19 protein-coding genes are annotated in these 19,100 nt (G+C 41.3%); 7 read left to right on the forward strand and 12 right to left on the reverse strand.

Annotated features, from left to right (window positions below; all coding sequences use genetic code 11):
- The 7 genes from AAZR19_RS16060 to AAZR19_RS16090 form a co-directional block, all read right to left on the reverse strand.
- Positions 1-435, reverse strand: coding sequence for a hypothetical protein (locus AAZR19_RS16060; RefSeq protein WP_024425853.1), 435 nt, complete (start codon positions 433-435; stop codon positions 1-3).
- A gap of 70 nt (positions 436-505) precedes the next feature.
- Complete coding sequence (gene treR / locus AAZR19_RS16065; RefSeq protein ID WP_024425854.1) at positions 506-1,234, reverse strand: trehalose operon repressor; 729 nt, start codon at positions 1,232-1,234, stop codon at positions 506-508.
- A 19-nt stretch (positions 1,235-1,253) separates the two neighbouring features.
- On the reverse strand, positions 1,254-2,954 hold the full coding sequence (gene treC / locus AAZR19_RS16070; RefSeq protein ID WP_218677557.1) for an alpha,alpha-phosphotrehalase: 1,701 nt from the start codon (positions 2,952-2,954) through the stop codon (positions 1,254-1,256).
- 15 nt (positions 2,955-2,969) lie between these two features.
- Complete coding sequence (gene treP / locus AAZR19_RS16075; protein WP_024425856.1) at positions 2,970-4,406, reverse strand: PTS system trehalose-specific EIIBC component; 1,437 nt, start codon at positions 4,404-4,406, stop codon at positions 2,970-2,972.
- A gap of 168 nt (positions 4,407-4,574) precedes the next feature.
- Positions 4,575-4,961, reverse strand: a complete 387-nt coding sequence (locus AAZR19_RS16080; protein WP_034283684.1) for a DUF1992 domain-containing protein — start codon at positions 4,959-4,961, stop codon at positions 4,575-4,577.
- 178 nt (positions 4,962-5,139) lie between these two features.
- Positions 5,140-6,864 carry a methyl-accepting chemotaxis protein gene (locus tag AAZR19_RS16085; protein WP_076839114.1) on the reverse strand — a complete coding sequence of 575 codons (1,725 nt, stop codon included), beginning with the start codon at positions 6,862-6,864 and terminating at the stop codon, positions 5,140-5,142.
- Between the two features lie 31 nt (positions 6,865-6,895).
- Positions 6,896-8,554 (reverse strand): pyridoxal phosphate-dependent decarboxylase family protein, encoded by a 1,659-nt coding sequence (locus tag AAZR19_RS16090; protein WP_076839116.1) that lies wholly within the window; start codon positions 8,552-8,554, stop codon positions 6,896-6,898.
- Positions 8,555-9,133: 579 nt separating this feature from the next.
- Between AAZR19_RS16090 and AAZR19_RS16095 the strand changes: the two genes are divergently transcribed.
- Together AAZR19_RS16095 and AAZR19_RS16100 are read left to right on the forward strand one after the other, a co-directional pair.
- Positions 9,134-11,116: an LTA synthase family protein gene (locus AAZR19_RS16095; protein WP_056767679.1), complete on the forward strand. Its 1,983-nt coding sequence runs from the start codon at positions 9,134-9,136 to the stop codon at positions 11,114-11,116.
- A 98-nt stretch (positions 11,117-11,214) separates the two neighbouring features.
- Entirely contained in the window at positions 11,215-11,793 is a 579-nt protein-coding gene (locus AAZR19_RS16100) for a YjgB family protein (protein WP_056767677.1), read from the forward strand.
- Positions 11,794-11,837: 44 nt separating this feature from the next.
- Here the strand turns inward: AAZR19_RS16100 and AAZR19_RS16105 are convergent, their stop codons facing one another.
- Positions 11,838-12,341 (reverse strand): DoxX family protein, encoded by a 504-nt coding sequence (locus AAZR19_RS16105; protein WP_034283676.1) that lies wholly within the window; start codon positions 12,339-12,341, stop codon positions 11,838-11,840.
- A 195-nt stretch (positions 12,342-12,536) separates the two neighbouring features.
- On the opposite strand from AAZR19_RS16105, the gene AAZR19_RS16110 reads away from it, so the two are divergent.
- The gene (locus AAZR19_RS16110) at positions 12,537-13,295 is read left to right on the forward strand and encodes a DUF817 domain-containing protein (RefSeq protein WP_041106285.1); all 759 of its coding nucleotides are present in this window, start codon (positions 12,537-12,539) and stop codon (positions 13,293-13,295) included.
- An 18-nt stretch (positions 13,296-13,313) separates the two neighbouring features.
- Here AAZR19_RS16110 and nagE read toward each other — a convergent pair whose 3' ends face one another.
- Positions 13,314-14,681, reverse strand: a complete 1,368-nt coding sequence (gene nagE / locus AAZR19_RS16115) for an N-acetylglucosamine-specific PTS transporter subunit IIBC (RefSeq protein ID WP_056767674.1) — start codon at positions 14,679-14,681, stop codon at positions 13,314-13,316.
- A gap of 187 nt (positions 14,682-14,868) precedes the next feature.
- Here nagE and map point away from each other — a divergent pair, with 187 nt between their 5' ends.
- From map to AAZR19_RS16130, 3 genes are all read left to right on the forward strand, one after another.
- Positions 14,869-15,618, forward strand: a complete 750-nt coding sequence (map, locus tag AAZR19_RS16120; RefSeq protein ID WP_024424611.1) for a type I methionyl aminopeptidase — start codon at positions 14,869-14,871, stop codon at positions 15,616-15,618.
- A 122-nt stretch (positions 15,619-15,740) separates the two neighbouring features.
- Positions 15,741-15,902 (forward strand): hypothetical protein, encoded by a 162-nt coding sequence (locus tag AAZR19_RS16125; RefSeq protein WP_087976421.1) that lies wholly within the window; start codon positions 15,741-15,743, stop codon positions 15,900-15,902.
- A 134-nt stretch (positions 15,903-16,036) separates the two neighbouring features.
- The gene (locus AAZR19_RS16130) at positions 16,037-16,174 is read left to right on the forward strand and encodes a YflJ family protein (RefSeq protein WP_064497716.1); all 138 of its coding nucleotides are present in this window, start codon (positions 16,037-16,039) and stop codon (positions 16,172-16,174) included.
- Between the two features lie 70 nt (positions 16,175-16,244).
- Here AAZR19_RS16130 and AAZR19_RS16135 read toward each other — a convergent pair whose 3' ends face one another.
- Positions 16,245-16,895, reverse strand: a complete 651-nt coding sequence (locus AAZR19_RS16135; RefSeq protein ID WP_056767670.1) for an MOSC domain-containing protein — start codon at positions 16,893-16,895, stop codon at positions 16,245-16,247.
- A gap of 122 nt (positions 16,896-17,017) precedes the next feature.
- On the opposite strand from AAZR19_RS16135, the gene AAZR19_RS16140 reads away from it, so the two are divergent.
- The gene (locus tag AAZR19_RS16140; RefSeq protein WP_056767668.1) at positions 17,018-17,290 is read left to right on the forward strand and encodes an acylphosphatase; all 273 of its coding nucleotides are present in this window, start codon (positions 17,018-17,020) and stop codon (positions 17,288-17,290) included.
- A 16-nt stretch (positions 17,291-17,306) separates the two neighbouring features.
- On the opposite strand, the gene AAZR19_RS16145 is transcribed toward AAZR19_RS16140, so the two are convergent.
- Together AAZR19_RS16145 and AAZR19_RS16150 are read right to left on the reverse strand one after the other, a co-directional pair.
- Positions 17,307-18,413 (reverse strand): nitric oxide synthase oxygenase, encoded by a 1,107-nt coding sequence (locus AAZR19_RS16145; protein WP_056767665.1) that lies wholly within the window; start codon positions 18,411-18,413, stop codon positions 17,307-17,309.
- Positions 18,414-18,517: 104 nt separating this feature from the next.
- Complete coding sequence (locus tag AAZR19_RS16150; RefSeq protein WP_434703735.1) at positions 18,518-19,075, reverse strand: PadR family transcriptional regulator; 558 nt, start codon at positions 19,073-19,075, stop codon at positions 18,518-18,520.
- Positions 19,076-19,100 lie beyond the last annotated feature (25 nt).

Below are 19,100 nucleotides of genomic sequence, written 5' to 3' on the forward strand. Positions count from 1 at the left end.
TCAATCTTGGGATAAATAAATCCAATTGCGTTTATCAAATTGTTTCACATCATCTGATCCTATATGACGCAGCATTCTATTGAAGAATGTGATGTCATCTTCATCATCGACGGCATATAAATCCTCTTGAACATAATCTCTCGTAATAAAATTCGTTAAATTCGTATTATTTACAAATTCAGCAAAATACGATTGAACAAGAGTTAAATCCTCTTCACTTAACTTTTCATCATTAATAATTGAAATATGAAACACATTCAAAATCGCCTGTATATCTTCTTCATCCATATAACATAATGGATCTAGTTTTCGATCTTCTTCCGTAAACGGTTTTCGAGTATCTTCAATAATCACGTAACATAATATTCGATGATCTTTCATCACGCTAAAAATTTCTAAATCCCGTAATTTTAGTGGTCGATTCAGTCTAATCATTTTTCCTCCTATAAATCATGATCTTGTCGTTGTATATCCCCGCTTCTCCAAAACCTGAAAAGGACAGAGCCTATGCTCTGTCCGTTTTTTCTCTTCTAGCAAAATCGACGAATCTGAAGCGGTCTAATCGGTGACGGCTTTCTGTGTATTGAAATAGACTCGTATCCTCTAAGAACACATAATTCTTTACCACAACGACATGGTCAAATCCCTTCAAATCAAGGTACTTGGCATCCTCTTCTGTACATGGCTCTACCACAAATTCCTTTTGAGCATAGCTGATCGATACACCGAGTTCTCCCTCAATATACTCGTAGATTGATCCTTCGCATATGTCTTTAGACAATACTTCGACATGCTTTTGCAAGAAGTAGTCCTTGTCTAAAATCACTTCTTCTCCGCTAATATTACGAGATCGAATGACTTTCCAGACGTCTGTCTGTTCATCAATTTTCAGCTGAGACTGAATATACTGATCCGGTTTAATTAAGCCAAATTCATGAACCGTTGTGACTGTCTTTCGGCCAAGCGTTTGGGAAAGCTCTTTAAAGCTGACAAGACCTGATACAGGGAACTGCATTTTCTCCCGATTCAGTAATACAGAGCCTTTCCCGCGGATTTTTTGAATATAGCCATTTTGCACAAGAATATTTAATGCCTTTCTCACCGTCTCCCGGGACGTGTCGTACATGATAGAAAGTTCATGCTCTGATGGGAGGATGCCTTTATCCTGCCATTCACCTTGCTCAATTCGTCTTGCGAGCTGATCATAAATCACTCGAAACTTATTCTCTTTCATTTTCCCTCCGCCCCATTTTCTAGCGTTTGGTTAAATGATAAACGATTGACTCATATGGGCGCAACGTAAATCCCTTGATATGTGCCGGCACATCCTCATAATTGGATAACAGGACTTGCCCCTCCATCTCATCTACAGCCTGCACAAGCTCATCAGGAAGCGTGAAGTCCGCCTCCCCTGGATAAAAGTGATTGATCACGAGGAGCTTCTCATCCTTGCTTTCTCTAACATAAGCAAACACCTTTGGATCTTCTGCTAAAAGTAAGGAGAAGCTGCCATATGTGATCACATCAAGTTCTTTACGCAGTCTGCAAAGGGCTTGGTAATGATAGAAAATGGACGTCCGGTCTTTTAACGCAGCTTGGACCGAAATGTCGTTATGGGCTGGCTCAATCCAAGGTGTTCCTGTTGAGAAACCTGCATTCTTCTCTGAGGTCCACTGCATTGGTGTTCTCGCATTATCTCTTGACTTGACCTGTAAAATGGCGAGTGCTTCTTCCTTTGATTTTCCCTTTTCAAGCATGACTTCGTACATATTAAGTGATTCGATATCACGGTAAGACGAAATGTCCTCAAAGCGGGGATTCTTCATGCCAATTTCCTCACCTTGATAAATATAAGGAGTCCCCTGCATCAGATGAATCGTGGTCGCCAGCATCTTCGCTGATTGCTGATGATACGTGTCATCATCACCATACCTTGAAACGATCCGCGGCTGATCATGATTGCACCAGAACAGCGCATTCCAGCCGCCGCCCTCATGCATTTTCGTCTGCCATTCAGACAGAATCGACTTCAATTCTTGAAAATCAAATGGTGCGATCGCCCACTTTTCGCCGTTTGGATAATCCACCTTTAAATGATGGAAGTTAAACGTCATATCCAGCTCCTGCCGATCAGGTCTTGTATACCGAATACAGTCTGCGATATTCGTTGAAGACATTTCTCCAACTGTCATGCTATCGTATTTCGAAAAAACCTCCTGGTTCATTTCATGCAGAAATTCATGAATTCTCGGCCCGTCCGTATAGTACATGCGGCCGTCGCCTTGCACAGATTGTCCGGCGTCATCTAAGAAGCGCTGATCCTTTGAGATGTTGTTGATGACATCCAGCCTGAACCCATCAATTCCTTTTTCAAACCAAAAGTGCATGATGTCATATACTTTCCTGCGCACCTCATCCTTCTCCCAATTGAGATCTGCCTGAGTGACATCATATAAATGGAGATAATAATCTCCTGTTACTTCATCTAGCTCCCAGGCTGGACCGCCAAATTTCGACTGCCAATCATTCGGCGGAGATCCGTCCGCTTTTGGCTCCTTCCAAATATAATAATCTCGGTAAGGGTTATCCTTTGACTCACGCGAGGCTTGAAACCACTCATGGAAAATGGATGTATGGTTAACGGCTAGATCCATGATGACCCGTATTCCTCTCTCATGCGCTTCCTTCAGCATGTGTTCAAAATCTGTCATTGTGCCGTACATGTCATGGATTTTTGTATAATTACTAATATCATAGCCGTTGTCATGCTGCGGGGACTCATACATTGGCGTGAGCCAAATACAATCCGCCCCAAGCTCTTTGATGTAATCAAGCTTTTTCGTCACGCCATTGATATCACCTGTACCAGAGCCCGTTGTATCTAAAAAGCTCTTCGGATAAATTTGATAGACCACCGCTTTTTTCCACCATGGTTCATTTGATTGCTGATTCAATTTCCTTCACCACCACTAGTTAAGTTCTTCTGAAAAATCCTTCTTCTTTTTTAGTTTTGCATATAAAAGAGTACCGATGAATGGGAGGATGAGTACAATCACCATTCCAATTGCAAATGCCCCCCAATATTTCGGGATAATGGAGAAAATTCCTGGAATGCCTCCAACACCAACTGAGCTTGCCAGCACCCCTTGAGAGGCGATAAACATACCGGCTAATCCTGAGCTGATCAGTGCAAAAATAAATGGGAATCGATAACGCAGGTTGACCCCAAACATGGCCGGTTCGGTAATTCCTAAATAAGCAGAAATACTTGATGTCAGCGAAAGTCCTTTTTGCTTTTCATCTTTTAAGACAAACATCATTGCCAGTGCAGCTGATCCCTGTGCGATATTGGACAGTGCAAGCATTGGCCATAGGAACGTGCCATGCAGCTTTGAGTTAATCAATTGAATATCAACAGCGAGGAACGTATGGTGCATTCCTGTAATGACTAATGCTGCATACAGACCGCCGTATAATAGACCGCCAAGTGCTGCGAATTGCTGGAATACGGCTACAAGTCCAGATGTTAAAACATTACCGATTGCAAAGGTAACAGGTCCAATGACGATAAATGATAAAAATCCAATGACTAATAACGTAATCGGTGCAACAACTAACAACTGAATACTTTCAGGTGTCCGTTTTGTAATAAATAATTCGAGCTTTGCAAGTAAATAAGAGGCAACGAGTATCGGAAGAACCTGTCCTTGATAGCCTACTTTCTGCACTTCAAGTCCAAATAAGTTCCAAACAGGAATGTCACCGGTCTTTTCAGCCGCACCATAGCCCCATGCGTTTAACAAGTCCGGGTGTACGAGCATCAGACCAAGGACCATCCCTAAAAGCGGATTCCCCCCAAACCGCTTCACAGCTGACCAGCCAATTAATGCTGGCAGAAATGTAAAGGCAGTGCCTGCAATTAAGTTGATCATATTCGCTAAGTCAGCCCATGCCGGATACACATCCACAATCGATTTTTGATCGAAGAAAATATCAGGAGCTGTTAAAATATTATTAATCCCCATTAATAAACCGGCTGTGACGATGGCAGGAAGAATCGGTATAAAGATATCCGCAAGCGTTTTCACAGCACGCTGCAATGGATTTAATTTTTGATCAGAGGCACGCTTCACGTCCTCTTTTGTGGCTTCCCCAATCCCCGTCCTTTTGACCATTTCGGCATATACTCGATTGACAGCCCCTTGGCCGATAACAACTTGGTATTGACCGTTCGCTGAGAAAGATCCCTTCACTTCATCAATTTGTTCAAGTGCTTTCTCATCCACCTTGCCTTCATCTTTCAGCACAAAGCGCAGTCTTGTTACACAATGTGTCGCTTGATCAATATTTTCTTTGCCGCCGATGGCTTTCACAATCTGATCTGCTGCTGCCTGATAATCAGCCATACTATCCCCTCCGAGATCGTTTTTTTATATAAGAAAAAAGAACCAAAAAACTTGTATATACATGTTTGATTCTTATTTTATATTTGTATATACATGTAGTCAACAACAAAATGTAGCGCTTACATAAAAAAAGCTCCCTCAATGTGCTCAGGGAGAGGCAGCGTGTCATCATCTTTTTTTATGCTCCGTTAATTTCTCGTAGACCTTATTTTTATAAAAGGAGGAAGCTGGACGGGCAAAAGTTTGGCGCTTAGATGTAAGTTCATCCAGACGTTTTTGTTTTTCTTCACATATGAGAGACAGCTTTTTTCTCTCCTCTCCGTCTATACTGGAGTGAAGCAGCTCTTTGACAGTCATGAGTTCTTTTTTCAGCGCTGTTTCTTCCCCAGCAAATCCGGCATTTTTCATGATGCGGTAGCCCATTCTAAGTTCTTCTGGTACATGAGCAGCATCATCTTTTGGCAGAGGTTTCCCAAAGCCAGATAATCCTTCAAAAGCCCCGTTATCCATCGCTTTTTTGATCCGTTCTTCTGATAATCTCTGCGCAAAATCCATAGCGTTTCTCCTTTCGCCGCAAGTATTTGATTAAGCATAGCAAAAAAGCTGGCTCTCTCACAAGAGCCGGCTTCAGCATCTAGACACCCCTCGCATTCGGTGTGAGTCCTGCACTCAGGTGCTCGTCCCTTCTTCGCTGAAAAGAGAAAAAGGGCTAAAATATTTTAGCCCTTTCTCGTTATTTATTGTCGACTTTGAAGGTAGAGACCATTTGTGCTAAGTCATCCGACATATCAGAGAGCTGTTCAATCGCACTTGAAATTTGCTGCATACCAGCACTTTGCTGTTCTGTTGCTGCCGCCACTTCTTGAGAGCTGGCTGCATGTTCTTCCGATACAACAGAAATTTGCTCAATCGATGTAGAAATCGTTTGATATGCTTGCTCAACTTGCTTAATAGAAGCAAGCAAATTGTTCGTTCTTCTTGAAAATTGAGATACACCGTCGTAAATCAAAGCGAAATTTTGTGACGTGCCTTCCATTTGCTCACGTCCTTCTTCCACTGCTTTACTGCTTTCCTCTACACTTTCAAGAACGCGCTGACTGTTTTCCTGTGTGCCGATGACAAGGTCTGAAACGGTTTTAGCCGCATCCGCTGATTGTTCAGCTAACTTGCGCACCTCATCTGCCACAACAGCAAACCCTTTTCCTTCTTCTCCAACACGTGCAGCTTCAATTGAAGCATTCAGTGCAAGCAGATTTGTTTGGGCTGAAATGTCCGTAATAATTGAGATGACACTTTCAATCTCCGTTGAATGAGATTGTAATTCTTCTGCTGCCTGCTTTGAGTTGGTCATCTTGTCATGTAGCATATTCAGATGATCAAGCACATGGTTCACTAATTTTTGACCAGATTCTGACTGCTCTTGTACGTTAGATGAAACAGATTTCATTTCATCAACTTCTTTTGTGACGCCTTCGATTTGCGTATCGATCTCAGCAACGGATGTCGTACAATCCGTGATATTTGCGACAGAATCATTGATTCCTTCACTCATATTCGTCATGGCTTCTGATACTTGCTGCGCACTTTGACTTGATTCAGTCGTCACCGTACGAAGCTGTGAAGACATTTTCGACACTTCACTAGATGAGTTTGAGATTTTCGAAATGAGCTCTTTAATCCGTCCCTGCATCTTTTGGAAGGATGCGGCAAGCTGGCCGATCTCATCTTTACTTTCAACCTCTACCATACCAGTTAAATCACCGTCAGCAATTCGGTTCGCTGATTCCATCAATGTACGTGCTGGTTTCGCAATTCTTCTTCCCATAAAGTATGAGAAGAGTAATCCACCGATGAGCACAATGGCAGATGCCACTGTGATATAGATCGTCAGCTTCTGCGTTGTTTGAGGCACGACAGACGCATCTAAATCAATGCCTAAAATCCCTGTCAGCTCACCGCCTGAATCCTTGATTGGCAAAAAGACTGATTTATGTGTACCAAATGAATCTTTGTAAATATCACTTTTGACCATTTTATCTTCAGAAAGAGCTTGTTTCATCTCATCTGAGAATGCATAATCCTGGTCAAAATCATTGTCTTCTCCAGTTAATACGATAATTCTTTCTTTACCGCCTTTATTAGATAACACGTATAAGTTCTCAAGCGTATGATCTTTTTGAAGCTCTGTGAATTTCGTTTTGATCTCGGCATAAATGGGATCATCCTTCCCGCTAATGCTGAGCACGTTTCCATCGATGTTATCGATTTCTTTTTTGGCGGTATCAATATCTGTTGTTAATCGATAATCAAATTGCTTTAATAACTGTGATGATAAATCCTGGCTGACTAGATAAAAGGTTAGAACGAATAATGCAACGGTTGCGAGTAATGTTACGGTAACGACTGACATGATTTTAGAGGATATCGTGTATCCTCCAAATTTCCTTTGTTTCGCCATTTTTTCCTACATCTCCACTCTCAGATTTGATTTAAGCATGTACATTTTCAAATTGTCCACAAACAGATGCAATCACATCTTTTAAATAAGATACGATATGAGGGATATGCTCTGGTAACGTATAAGGTGAGATGACAAAAAACTTACTAACACTTAGATAGAATTCTTGGCCTTCTTTTGAGTTGACAAGTAAAAACTTCGTTGTATCGCCAAAGAACATCTCGTCTCTTTTCTCTCCAAGTTTTTCAAACAGCATTTTGTTCAATTCATTGTTTCGCTCAATTTCCATTGAAGTCGCTTCGCCAGAAATCTCTTCTTGAAAACGCGGTGAGCCGTCTAGGTAAATTCTAAATAATGTAGCCATTCCGACGTTGTCATCATTCACGACTTCTGCTTGCGGAATTTCCCTACTAAGTGCTTCTCTAAAGGCAAGGTTCACTTCTAAAAATTGACCGAGCAAACGCTGATAGCCTTCAATCCCAAATGTTAAGAGCACACTCAGCATACTGATCGAGCTTCCCATTCTTGAGCATTCAAGTGTATAACCCGTATGGTATTCCCCGTAGCCTCTATGGCCAACATATGGTGTCTCCTGTTCTTCCAAGTCCAAACGCTTTAAGTCAGCAGCGTTTTTCACTAAGAATAAACTGGATGTGTAAGGTGTTTGGCCAAGCTTTTGAAAATCAAAGCACATCGAGTCTGCAAGAGACAGATGCTGGAATTTCGCCTTGATTTCTTTTAGCATACGAAGAACACCATCTGAGAATTGCAGCGGGTTTTCAGCTACATCATACTCATTAAAGAAAGCAAAGAATCCGCCGAGCGCTGAATCTGCATGAATATGCGGCACCTTCAGATCATACTTTTCAGCAATTGCTTCTGCTGTTTCACGTACCCCTTTTACATCATCAATTGCAATGGCATCTGTTGTTCCGGTTGTTGCGACAATATAAACGGGAATCCCGCCACCCTGTGCAACACGTTCCATTTGACAACGCAAATCTTCCATATCCATTGAATGATCTTTATTCGTCTTAATTCTGATCAAGTTGTCTGTGCCAAGTCCTGTTGCTTCCATTGACTTAAATAAGCTGTAATGTGCAGCATCAGAACAAAACGCATAAAGATTTTGTGGAACTCCTTTTCGCAGTGACTCCGGCGCAGCTTTTGAAACAGCTAAACGAAGCCCTGAGAAAATAGCCCCTTGACCTCCCCATGTTGTATAACCCCCGCTCATATTTGGATCATATCCGATGAGCTTAGACATCATTGAGACCACTCTGACCTCAGCTTCCGCACCTGCTGGTCCATAAACATCCCAAAGGTTATTTCCATTTACCAGCATAGCTGTCAGCATGCCTAAAATTCCTGGTGTACTTGCCATTGGCAAAATGTTCGTGAAGAAATACTTGGTGTGGTATGGATGGTTATGTAAAAGCTTCAGTAATTCTTCATTCACAAGTTCCGCTTGCTGGCCGTTCATCGGAATTTGACTTGTTTCAGTGAGCTTTTTGTAAAAGTCCTCCCCACGATTCTTTTCACCTTTAAGGTGTGCACGGTTGGGATCTTTCAGGTCATCGACCCCTGAAATGATCTGCTCCATCAATTTGATGAATTCTTTACGCTCTCCTGCATTTCCGTCCTCACTCGGAAACCAGTTCTGAACGAGGTTCTCTGCTCGTACAGTCATATACTATCAATCCTTTCAATGGAAGATTTCCTGTCACTGTCTATATCGACCCCAATTCAGAAGTTTATAGTCTCGATATGTTCACTTAAGTATATTTAGATAATTTGTTCACTTATTAAAATAAATGAAACCCTTAAAAAATACATGAAAACCATTATTTTCGTGGAACACAAAAATATATTGATATATTGTTTGGGAGGAATTTTTATCCATCGTCTTATTCCATTCCATGGCTCATTTTTTTTGTTTAATCTGCATAAACATTAATAAACAATGGAAATACTCTCTAAATGACCATTGTAGAAATCAAATTAATTCTTTAGACTTGTGTCTTTTTGCCTGTTTTATTGATATAGCAACTGGGAAATTGCTGAATTTTCTGTCAATAATAGGTCGTTTTTCATAAAAAGTTTTTCGACGGGCGAATATTTTCATTTTCTCTCCTTTTATTGCTCGGACAGGCTTGCAAAGGCTCTTCACCGGTTATGACTTTTCTATTTGTGCATTTCGTGGTATATTCTAATGGTTCGTTTTCTTTCGTTCCGCCTCTTCCGTTTAACGGAGAAAAGGAGTGTTTATATGAAAACATTTATTCAAAAAAGAGGTCTCGGCTTCTTTCTGATTGCAGCCATCTTACTATGGCTCAAAACGTATTCAGCGTATTTAATCGAATTTAAACTTGGTATATCAAATGTGCTTCAGCATATTTTGCTTTTCGTGAATCCTATTAGCTCCAGCTTGTTCTTTCTTGGCTTTGCTTTATTGTTCAAGAAAAAATGGCAGCCTGCCGCTATCATTGTGATTCACTTTTTCATGTCTTTTTTACTATACGCAAACATCGTGTACTATCGATTCTTCAATGACTTTATCACGCTGCCTACAGTGATGCAGGCAGGAACGAATGGCGGACAATTAGGTGATAGTGCATTTTCACTCATGCGTTGGACTGATGTGTTTTACTTTATTGATACAATCATTTTGATTGTACTTGCAGTCCGCATGAAAAGGCAGCAGCAAACAAGTACAGCCACTGTACCTGTTCAAAAGTCAAAATCGTTTAGACTCGTCCTTGTGTCCTCTGTTGTGATCTTTGTTTTAAACTTAGTGGCTGCAGAGATCGATCGTCCAGAGCTTTTATCAAGATCGTTCGACCGCAATTATTTAGTTAAATATTTAGGTGCTTATAACTTTACTGTGTTTGATGCCATTCAAAATGTGAAATCAAACAGCCAGCGTGCTCTGGCAAATTCAAATGACGTGACAGATGTAGAGAACTATTTAAAAGCGAACAGCGCTGATCCTAACCCTGCTTATTACGGGAAAGCGAAAGGCATGAACGTCATTACAATTTCTCTTGAATCTCTGCAAAACTTTGTCATTGATTATAAGGTGAATGGAAAAGAAGTAACGCCATTCCTTAATTCATTGGCACACGACAACAAAACGTTTTACTTTGATAATTTCTTCCATCAAACAGGACAGGGAAAAACGTCTGATGCTGAATTTATGATGGATACTGGGTTATTCCCATTATCACAGGGCTCTGTTTTTATTAACAAAGCGCAAAACACATATCAAGCACTTCCTGGTATTTTGAAGAAGGATCAATATACGTCAGCAGAATTCCATGGCAATACGAAAACCTTCTGGAACCGTAATGAAATGTTTAAATCCTTTGGATATGACAGATTTTACGATTCTGAGTACTACGATATGAACGAGCAGGATACGAAGAACTATGGACTGAAAGACAAACCGTTCTTCAAAGAGTCAATGCCAATCCTTAAAAACATGAAGCAGCCGTTTTATTCGAAATTCATTACATTATCGAACCATTTCCCATTTGGAATGGATGAAGGTGATACTGATTTCGAACCTGGTGATTTCGGTGACTCTGTCGTAGATAACTACTTCCAATCGGCTCATTATTTAGATGAAGCGATTGAACAGTTCTTCAACGATTTGAAAAAGTCAGGTCTCTATGACAACACAGTCGTCATTATGTACGGAGATCATTACGGTATTTCTGAAAATCATAATGAAGCGATGGAAAAAGTGACAGGGCAAAAAATCGGAGATTATGAAAATGCGCAGCTCATGCGTGTGCCGCTCTTTATCCATGTTCCTGGCGTAAAAGGCGGACAGATTCATAAATACTCTGGTGAAGTCGATGTCGCACCAACCCTTCTGCACCTGCTTGGCGATGATACGAAGAACTATTTAATGTCTGGTTCTGATATCTTATCGAAGAACTTTAAAGAGCTTGTGCCATTTAGAAACGGTGACTTCGTGTCTAAAGACTACACGAAAGTAGGCAATAACTATTACAGCAACAAAACAGGCGAGAAAATCGAGCCAACTGACAAGGCATCACAAGAAAATGAAACGGTGAAAAAGATGCTGGAGACATCTGATAAGATTGTCACCGAAGATTTACTCCGTTTCTACAAGCCTAAAGGCTTTACACCGATTGACCGCAACGACTATGACTATACAAAGAAAGTACAGGATGAAAAGGATTCCTCTTCCGCCAAAGATGAATCCAGCTCTTCTTCAAAATAACGTTCTCATGCTAAGAACCAGCCGATCCTTGATCAGCTGGTTCTTTTCACGTTTGATCATGATGGCACCGGGTATAGGAGAAGAAGGAGGGATTTATCATGAAGAAAACAGCAGCTTTTGTCGTGACTGCCTCACTTGCTTCGTCTGCCCTATTCGGTTTCAGCCCTGCTGTCTCAGCACACGCCATGGCCGCAGAGCAATCCGTTCCTCAAGGTCCAAAAGCCGCGCTTAACAGTATTTATAAGCTGGCACATAAAGGACAAATGCCCTACTATGCGAAGGGCCTGAAAATAGGCGTTCAAACAAAAAAAGACGTTCATCATAAGCTCGGTTATCCATATCCAGAAACAGGTCAAAGCAGCTTTGATTTGTATCATGCGGAAATGGGAAATCCCGGATTTGCTTTTCACTATGATGCAAAAGGCAAAATTGATGAAATCCGTTATTTCGGTACAAATGTAGAAAAAGAAACAAATATCGGCGGTATGACCCCTTCGTTACTAAAGAAACAGCTAGGACCAGCGGATTCAGTGAGCACCATTCCGCAGACAAAAGAGAAAAAATATGTGTATCAAACCGGTGATTATGAACTCGAATTTATCGTAGGCCATGATCCAGATATGAGCCAGCATGAACTCACCGTGCTGCATATCAACTTGATAAAAGCCAATTCTTAAATAAAAAAGCATCCTGAGCGTTTACTCAGGATGCTTTTCTTTTATTATGATGCCACTTCTAACTGCGGCTTTCTTTTCATTGTTCTTTTGAGGACTGGACCTGCGACATAATCAAGTCCAAATTTGCCTGCATTCCCTTTCGCTGCCATGATAATGATGGCTATGAGCAGAAGCAGCGGGTTCACAGAGACGGTTCCAGCTAGTAAGAATGAGACATTCATCACGCTTCCAAAAAAGGCTGCCGTTGTTGTGAATAATCCAACAATTAATCCTAGGCCTACTAAGATTTCTCCCCACATGACCATGGCACTGAATAGTCCGGCATTTGGCAAAGCGACATTTTCTAAAAACCATACATAGAACGGATACACAAGATGACCATCTTTGACGACAGGTTCAGATATCGCAAATTGCAAATAGCCTGATGCATCAAATCCACCTGTTAGTTTTCCAATACCAGATGTCAGCCAAGTCCATCCGATATAAAGTCTTGCTGCCAAAAGGATAACGGCTGCCCATACATTCGTTTGTAAGAATTTTGTAAACATGATGATGCCTCCTTTTAAATTATGTGAAATATTTCACATTTTCTTTATGATCTTATTATACTATGCTATATCTAATTTGTGATCTTTTTCACATATATATTCACAAATTGTTCATGAATATCTAATTGAGGTAAACTTTTCCCTTGCTAAAACCGTCTAAGTCATTTCAGACCGTAAAAAGGGGTTTAATTTTGTATGAAAACACTATTTCATTTTGCTTATTTACAGGCCATCTCATGTCTATTCCCCGTCATGATCTTTGCGGCGCTTGCCCTATCAAAGACGGTGTCTATTCCTTTTCTTCACCGGTATGATTTCATTCTACTGCTTTGCATCGCAGCTCAGATCCTGATGCTGACGCTGCGGCTGGAGACTTGGGCGGAGCTAAAGGTCATTTGTCTATTTCATCTCATAGGAATCTGTTTAGAAGTGTATAAAGTACATATGGGCTCTTGGTCCTATCCAGAAGAAGCTTATACAAAAATATTTGGGGTTCCACTTTATAGCGGCTTTATGTATGCAAGTGTGGCTAGTTATATTTATCAGGCATTTTCACGACTTCATGTAAAAGTGGCCGACTGGCCTCATCCATTTCTTTCAATTGGCATCAGTTTGTGCATTTATCTCAATTTCTTTACGCATCACTGGCTCTATGATGTCAGGTGGTGGCTGACATGTCTGCTTGTTGTTGTGTTTCGGAAAACGTCGGTTTCGTTTCAGGTTGGTCCATCTTCCTTTCGAATGCCGCTTGTTGTTTCATTTCTCCTGATTGGCTTTTTTATTTGGATTGCCGAAAATGTCACCACCTTTTTAGGCGCATGGCAATATCCAAATCAGCAGCATGCTTGGTCCATTGTTCATCTAGGGAAAATTAGCTCATGGTTCTTACTCGTTGTGATCAGTATTGTGCTAGTGATCGAACAGCGTAAACAAAAAAACGTTCAGCCCATTTGACCTGGCTGAACGCTTTTTTTAATCTCGATCGACTTCCTTACGGAGATCATCTGCGACAAATTCTACATTCGTTCCAATAATAATTTGTACGGATGTTTTTCCAGAAGTCAGCACCCCTTTGGCACCTGCTTTTTTCAATGTAGCTTCATTTAATAAATTAGTATCCTCTACTGTTAAGCGAAGACGTGTGGCACAATGATCAATCGTGGTGATATTGTCTTTGCCGCCAAGCCCCTCTACGAGCACACTCGCTCCTCCTGCCGTAACCGCATCATCCGCTGCGATATCTTCTATGTCATCATCTTCCCTGCCTGGTGTTTTCAGCTTTAATAGTTTAATGAGGAAATAGAAAACGACAAAGTACACAACGCCATAAATGATTCCTACTACAAGAAGCAAGATCGGTTTTTGCGCAATACCGAAGCTTAAGACGTAATCAATCGCACCTGCTGAAAAGGCAAAGCCGCTATGAATCCCAAGAGTGTTCACAATAAAAAGCGAAAGCCCCGTCAAAATAGCATGGACACCATATAAAAGTGGTGATAAAAACATAAAAGAAAATTCAATTGGTTCAGTGATCCCTGTTATAAATGATGTAAGTGCCATCCCAATCATCAGACCAGCTGTTGCTTTTCGTTTCTCAGGTTTTGCAGTTACAACCATGGCTAGACATGCCGCTGGCAGACCAAACATCATCACTGGGAAGAATCCGGTCATAAAGACACCCGCGCTTGGATCTCCTTTAAAGAATCGCGCTAAATCCCCTGTTGCCCCGCTGAATTCACCGAATTGAAACCAAAATAAGTTATTCAAGACATGGTGAAGTCCTAATGGAATGAGCAATCGGTTAAAGAAACCAAACAGCCCTGCACCTGTTGCACCTAGACTTAAAATCCATTCTCCTAAATCATTGATTACACTTTGAATCGGCGGCCATACATATCCGAAAACGGCTGCTAATAGAATGGTGAAAAGTGCGGTCATTATAGGCACAAGCCGCCTTCCGCTAAAGAAACCTAAGTATTCCGGCAGTTTCGTATCCTTAAATTTATTGTAAACATAACCTGCCAAAAGCCCGCATAAAATACCGCCCAATACCCCCATATTGTTGGTTGAGTTAATCGACGTTGTACCGGCTGACAAAATAAAATAAGAGATCGCTCCTGATAATGCCGCTGCCCCGTTCCCATCCTTTGAAATACCAATCGCTACACCCATTGCAAAAATTAAAGCCAAGTTCGCAAAAATTGCATTCCCTGCCGCATGAATAAACGGGATATTGAATACATCCTCCCGCCCAATGGCCAAAATAATCCCTGCTGCTGGAAGTACAGCGATTGGAAGCATAAATGATTTTCCTAGCTTTTGAAAAAACTGAAACACCATCTGATTTCCCCCCTTTGTCATCATCATGACCAAATCATTCATGATGTTCATAAAAAATATATCATATGCACGTCTAGTTATCTATACCAATTTGTCCACATTCATTTGAATTCCGCTCTTTACTCTTTTTGCGTAAATTGTGGTAAGCTATTGAATAGAATGAAGATATAGAAAGCGGGAATGAACAGTGATTGTCAAACATGATCATGAGTTAGAAGCCTTAAAAAAAGTCGGCCGAATTGTCGCTTTGGCAAGAGAAGAAATGAAAAGCCAAGCGAAACCAGGCATGTCTACAAAAGAATTAGATTTGATTGGGAAAAAAATATTAGAAGAACATGGGGCCAATTCAGCACCTGAAAAGGAATATGACTTCCCTGGTACCACTTGTATCAGCGTGAACGATGAAGTTGCACACGGTATCCCTAGTGAAAAAACCATTTTACAAGAGGGCGACCTTGTGAACATTGATATCTCAGCAGAACTGGACGGCTATTATTCCGATACAGGCATTTCATTTGTTTTAGGTACAGGTGATGCTCGTCTTGAAGCATTATGTAAGTGTGCGGAGGATGCGTTCCTTGAAGGATTAAAGCATGCAAAAGCCGGTAAAAGACAAAACCAAATTGGCCGTGCGGTCTACAATACAGCGAAAGAACAAGGATTTACCGTCATTAAAAACCTGACAGGACACGGCATTGGGAAGAATCTGCATGAAGCACCTAACCATATCTTGAACTACTATGATCCATTCGATAATGCTTTGTTTAAAAATGGCACAGTCATTGCCTTTGAACCTTTCATTTCAACAAATGCTGAATCGATTTATCAGGCTGATGATGGCTGGACATTTAAAACACCAGATAAAAGTCTAGTCGCACAGATTGAACATACGATTGTGATCACTAAAGACGAACCGATTATTTTAACAAAGCTGTAAGCAGCGGGTCCCCTCCTTCACTGGAGGGGATTTTTTCATGCCCGTTTCACGAATCTGTCACGACTAAACAAAAAAGCCTGTGGTAAAATAGGCAAAGATATGCGAAAGGGGTCTTATTTGATATGTGGTTCATCATCATAGGTGTTATCTTTTTCATCGAAAGTATTATCTTAACGGTTGTAGGGATTAAGAAAAAACAATCCATGATGACCTATCTGGGTGTTATCATCATGATTATGACGGTCGGCATGATCCTCGTTACCCTCAACCCGCCAAATTCATAAATCAATATTTCCAGCATATACATGGATCATAGGCAGATAGAATCAGTTTTCATTTCTTGACACCTGCACGCTTTTCACGTTCTTTTTTGAGATGTTACAATGCAGGCAGTTTCAATTGAAAGGAGTTTTCTATCATGCATTATGGTAGCAAAGGCTGGTATGTCGAAGAATTAAAGAAGCTTGGTGTGACCAAGCATGAAGGAAGAAAGCTTCAAAGCTTAAAAACATATTTCCTTGCAAATCTTCTTGAGCAAAAGAAACGCAGCTCATAAGCGCTGAAAAGCCGTACGCAGCTCATAAGCGCTGAAAAGCCGTACATCTTAAGCTGATGTACGGCTTTTTTTAAATGTGCTGAATTCGTTTTTCTAAAGACTTCCTGACCACATCTGCTAAGGCATCTACTTCAAGAACGGCTTTCAGTCTCTCTGGACTTGTTTGACGATATTTGACTTCATTGACTTCATGGACCGTAATCTGATGGGACGCTTTTTCTACTAGTACAAGCGCAGCATCAGGCGGCACCATGCCTTCTTTCAGTACACGTAAATAAAAGCCTGTATACCCTGTTTTCTGCACTTCCTTTACAAGCTTCATGTTGCCATGCTTAAAAGACAATTTCACACAAGGCTGTCTTGGCTGGCTCACCTCAACAAATGCATCTCCAAGCTGAAACACATCGCCAATATGCACATTCGTTTCGACTAGCTGGCGTACTGTTACATTCTCGCCAAAGGCAGCTTCCTGTAATGGAACCCCTAGAAATTGTTCAAAGTGAGCATAATGATCATACGGAAAGACGCAGACGGCTTTATCATAACCCCCATGATGAACCAAATCCCCCTGACCATCTCCTTCAAAATTGACCTGACTTAAATACACAGGCTCATGAATGCGCCTTTTGTTGATGGCTGTTTTGATTTCTTTTCCATTCGCATAGGTGATGATAGGTTGTCCCACTTGGATTCCTTCTATGTCGTATCTCTTTTGTTCCACGATGGACATCTCCTTTGGTTGTCTACTGGCCTTTATTTTACATCGTTTGACAAACAAATCATAGTCGAGGCGTGAAGATCAGATACAGGCTATGGTACGATGTGAAAAAAGGAGAGATGACCATGATTCAATATCACGCCATTGTAAAAGGACGTGTGCAAGGAGTCGGCTTTCGTTATTTTGTTCAGGGAGAAGCCGTCAATCGTGGAATGAAAGGCTGGGTACGCAACACAGATGAAGGTCATGTCGAGTTAAAGGTAGAGGGTGAGCAGCACAAAGTGATTGATTTCTTAGAGACTGTCCGGAAAGGAAGTCCTTTTTCAAAAGTCACCGACATGCAAATGGAGCCGCTCACCGAGCTTGCTCATTATCAAGATTTTCGAATACGGTCATAAAAAAACCTAGCTCTCGCTAGGCCTTTTCTGTCCCGTGATAGGGCTTGTCCTGATAAAAATAGTTTGGTTTCACAATGGTATTGTCGTAATGCTTGTGGAATATGTGGGTAGCAGCTGGTGATACTGGCGGAATCAGCCATGTCCAGTCCCCAGTCAGCTTGCGGTCAGCCTTTTCTTCCTGCTTTTCAAACTGCTTGAATTGATGTGCTGCTGTATGATGATCAACAATGGTCACCCCTGCTTCACGATAAGAATGGAGAACCGCCACATTCAATTCGACAATGGCTTTATCCTTCCAAAGGGACGCATTCTTGGTTGTGTCCAGTCCTAAAAGAGAAGCAACTTTTTTCAGCATATTGTAGCGGTTTTCATCCGCTAGGTTGCGTGCGCCAATTTCTGTGCCCATATACCAGCCATTAAACGGTGCAGCATTGTAATGAATACCGCCAATCTCTAATTTCATATCAGCAATAATCGGAACCGCATACCATTTTAGTCCCAAATCACGGAATCCATCATATTCAGGATGGGTGATCTCTACCTCTTGGACGATTTCTTTCGGAAGCTCATACAGAACAGGCGGCTGACCTTTTAGCTGAAACATGAGAGGCAAAATATCAAAATGTGTGCCTTCTCCTTCCCAGCCATAGGCTTGACATAATTTTGTTAATTCAAGAGATGCCTCGTCGCCGATGATGCCATATTCCGACTCATAGCCTGCATAACGAATGAGCTGATGATTATAAATGACGACTTCCTTCTGTCTGTTTTTCTCTGGGGGAAAGATCGTAATGGACGGTTTGATTTTCCCGCCATTTGTCGCATACTCAATATGATGAAAGAGCGCCTCCTTCACCTCATCCTCTGTCTTTACATGCCGGCAGTCATGCACTTGCAGGGTAGACCAAAACAAACGGCCAATGCAGCGGTTACTGTTGCGCCATGCCATTTTCGCCCCGTGAGCTAATTCCTCTAGTGTATGCGTATAAATTCCTTCAGACTCAATTTCTTTTTTTATTTCATGCAGACGTGCTGCTTTCTCTTCATTTGACTTGTTTAATTCTTCATAGCATACAGAAATAAAAGCTTCTGCTTCATTCCACAACGCTTCTTGATTACTCAAACATACTCGCCTCACTTTAATACGAATATATCCATTGTAGCGGTTTCTATTGATAAATTCACTCGTTTCAAACCATTTTTTATCATATCATCCGACCATTGTCCTTAGACCATAGATGAATCAATACGTTTAAGGGTCTTTTGGAGCCAGCGGACATAGCCTTTTTCTCTTTCAATTGCCCTTGTCAGCACTAAGTAATACCCAAATTGCGCTGAATGCAGCGATTCAGCAGAAGGGTCTTCCTCTGTCAAAGCGTGCAGCTTCTGTTCCAGCACATCTACTTTCTTGGTGCGCTCTAACAGTTGATAGGCAAACAGGTCAGCCGCTTCTTTTTTGTCCATGGAGGAGATGAAAAAGGTTTTGAGCATGAATTCATCCTTTGTTGTTTCCGGAATCGGATCTTTTGTTTTTAACCACTGACGCAATTCTTCTTTTCCTGCCGCTGTGATTTGATAGACCTTCTTCTCTAGCTTTTTTCCTTGTATATGAATATCAAATTCAATAAACCCTTCCTCTGTAAGACGCTTCAGCTCAGGGTAAATCTGACTGTGCTTCGCACTCCAAAACTGTCCAAGAGAATCCTTAAAATGTTTCGTGATATCGTATCCCGTCAGCTCACGCTGATCCAGCAAGCCAAGAATGGCATATTTTAGTACTCTCATGATGTGCCTCCAACGCTTATTCTTT

Origin of the sequence: Bacillus sp. Je.9.29.b (assembly GCF_051129925.1) — a bacterium.
Taxonomy (GTDB): Bacteria; Bacillota; Bacilli; order Bacillales; family Bacillaceae; genus Bacillus; species Bacillus safensis.